Below are 2,661 nucleotides of genomic sequence, written 5' to 3'. Positions count from 1 at the left end.
CCCCCGGCGCCCCCAGCCACTGGCCGGCATCGTTCATCAGGCCATAGCGGATGGCCCACTGCCCGGCGGTCGATGGATTGCGTACCAGCGCCTCGGCCACCCAATAGCGGCCCATGCGCCAGTACTGCCGGACCATCGGCCACGCGTCTTGCCAGCCGGGCGGGCGCCAGTCCTCGGAAAACGGCGCCGCCACCACCGCGTAGCCATGGCGAAAGCGGCGCGCCTCGTGGAACTGCGGCGCAATCACCCAGTGGCCGCGCGCATTCTGGTAGCCCCAGCGCCCGGTGGCCGCGTCCTGGACGGGCCGCAGCCCCTCCCCACCCTGGCTGCGCTGCAGGCGCTGCCAGCGGCACACCCGGGGCGTTTGGGCGTCGCGCAGCAGGCGCAGTCCGGCGTTGCTGCACAGCTGGATGCGGCGCTGCGCCGTCGCATCGGGCAGCATGCCAAAGATGAACGGAATCACCATGCGCCCTTGCGGATCGATCAGGCCCGAGCCGGTCGAGCCCGGTGTGACGATCTGCTTTTTGTAGTCCATCCACTGCGCCGTGGTGATATCGCTGGGCGGCACTGGCGCCAGCCAGCGGCCCCGGGCATCACGCAGGCCCGGCTGTGCATACACCAGGTCCAGCTGGAGGTCCGAGGGCAGGGACTGGGCATCGTCCGGCATCAGGTAGGCGAGCGCATCGGCGGAGAACACCGCGTTGGTGGTGCTGCCGTCGCAGGTGAGCGGCGGCACAGCCCAATGGCCTTGCGCATCCAGGCGCCCGTAGGCGGTGGTGGCCTCCAGTGTGCCGCCTGGCTTGTGCTGCACCAGCCAGACCTTGGTAGCGGGCTGCAGCACCTTGTTGACGCTGGAGTTGCTGATGGATTCCACCCGCAGCACCTTCCAGCGGCCATTGCAGAGGCTGCGCGCGGACGGCGCCAGAAACAGCGTGCGGCCGTCCAGGGCATCGAACAAGGCGGGGGCCAGTGCCGTGTCGGGGTCAGGGTTCAGGCTCAGCCAGCGCAGGCGATCGACCAGGCGGGGATCAAAGCGGGTCTGGAACATGAAGATCTCTGCCCAGGGTGGCGCAGACGACGACACCGGCTGCATCTGCCAGTGCTGCTGCATCGGCAAGGCCCGCTCGGGGTGGGCATACAGATCCTGGTAGTCAGGCGGCGCAGCCTGGGCGCCGGCGAGGCCCAGACTGAGCGCGAGCAGCCCCAGCCAGGCACGCAAGACTTGCAAGGCGCTCATACCGAGCCCCTGGCCCGCCGCCCGGGCACGGACAGCTGCTGCGGCATACCGCCGCTAGAAGGATGCAGAGGAAAGAGCATGAGGCCATGGACCAAAAGGGATACAGCGCCAAAGTATCCGCTTTTTCTTCTGCCGCCCGGCGGCAACCTTCGCAAGAAAAAACCCTGGGTGGCACCGCGCCTCCTCCCAGGGCTTTTCAAGCTGCTTGGCCGCTCTAGGCCGGTGCCGTCTCCAGTGCTGGCTCGCCCAGGCTCAGCATCAGCCGGTTGGCCCAGTTGAAGAAGGCCGCGCCTTGCAGCGCATCGGCAATCGCATAGTCATCCAGCCCGGCTTGGCGCAGGCCATCGATATGCGAAGCATCCAGCGCCAGGGGGGTCTCGGTCAAGGCGACCGAGGCGGCAACAATCGCATTCCAGCGTGGGCCCAGATCGGCCTGCACGCCATCATCCAGCAGCTTTTGCACATCCTCTTCGCGGCGCGAGAAATGCGAGGCAAAGCGTGCATGCACCGAGGCGCAGTAAATACAGCCGTTGAGGCGGGATGTGGCTGCAGCGGCCAGCTCGCGCTCGGCGCGGGGCAGGCCCCCATCGGGGTTGTAGAAGATGTCCTTGTCGGTGCGGGTGCGCGCGCCCAGGGTGTCGGGATCGCGGGCCAGCAGCCGAAAGTACGGCGACTTGGCACGCGCTGCATCGACCAGTCCGTCAAAGTGCCTCGGGGTCAGCTCGGCCTCGGGCAGCGGCTCGATCCAGGGCAGCCAGTCCAGCTGGGCCTGGGTAAAGACCTGGGGCGCGGTGCTGTTCGGGTAGTGCAGGGTTTGCTTGCTCATGCGGCGCTCTCTTCGGCGGTGGGTTGTTGGGCGGATGTGGCTGGAGCCGGATGGGCCTGCAACAGGCGCAGGCCCGCCACCACGCGGATCTGAAAGGCCAGGAAGGACACCAGCTGCGACAGCACCACGATGTCGGTCTCGCTCCAGCCGGCATCGAGCAAGGCCTGCAGATGCGCGGGCTGGGCATCACGGGGGTGGAAGACCAGCAGATGTGCATGCGCCAGGCCGGCGGACAGGCGCTCGCCCAGCACGGCACGGCTCTGCGCGCCCACCGCATAGACCGGGCCGGCCTGGTCTTCGGCGCTCAAGGGGCCTTGCGGGTACTGGCCATAGGGGCCCCGGGCCAGGCCTTGCGCCACTTCGGCGTCAATGGCCTTGCCCAGCGCCAGGCTGGCCTGGGCGGCCAGCGCATCGCGGTAAAAGCGCTGCACCTGCGGCTGCTGGTGCAGGCCGGCCACAAAGGCGGCAACGGCCAGGCGCTCAGCCAGCGGCCAATCGCTGCTGAGCGGCGCGCGCGGCGCCAACAGCGCCAGAAAGCTTTGCTGGGCCTGCTCGCGCGCCTGCAGCCGGTGGCGGCGCACGGCATCCAGATGGCTGC

The 2,661-nt window shown here is 68.7% G+C and carries 3 protein-coding genes; all 3 read right to left on the bottom strand.

Annotation, left to right across the window (positions count from 1 at the left end):
- Positions 1 to 1,237 (bottom strand): WG repeat-containing protein (locus H928_RS30810; protein WP_204366308.1); only part of this gene is annotated, 1,237 nt, incomplete at its 3' end.
- Between the two features lie 214 nt (positions 1,238 to 1,451).
- Entirely contained in the window at positions 1,452 to 2,063 is a 612-nt protein-coding gene (locus H928_RS0112320; RefSeq protein ID WP_021026788.1) for an alkylhydroperoxidase domain protein, read from the bottom strand.
- Positions 2,060 to 2,653, bottom strand: a complete 594-nt coding sequence (locus H928_RS0112315) for a CMD domain protein (RefSeq protein ID WP_052329961.1) — start codon at positions 2,651 to 2,653, stop codon at positions 2,060 to 2,062. The genes H928_RS0112320 and H928_RS0112315 overlap by 4 nt, the downstream gene beginning before the upstream one ends.
- Positions 2,654 to 2,661 lie beyond the last annotated feature (8 nt).

The sequence above is a fragment of the Comamonas sp. B-9 genome (genome assembly GCF_000410635.1).
Classification (GTDB): Bacteria; Pseudomonadota; Gammaproteobacteria; order Burkholderiales; family Burkholderiaceae_C; genus Comamonas.
The sequence above is the reverse complement of the archived record's forward strand: the minus strand, read 5'-3'. Positions and strand labels throughout refer to the sequence as shown.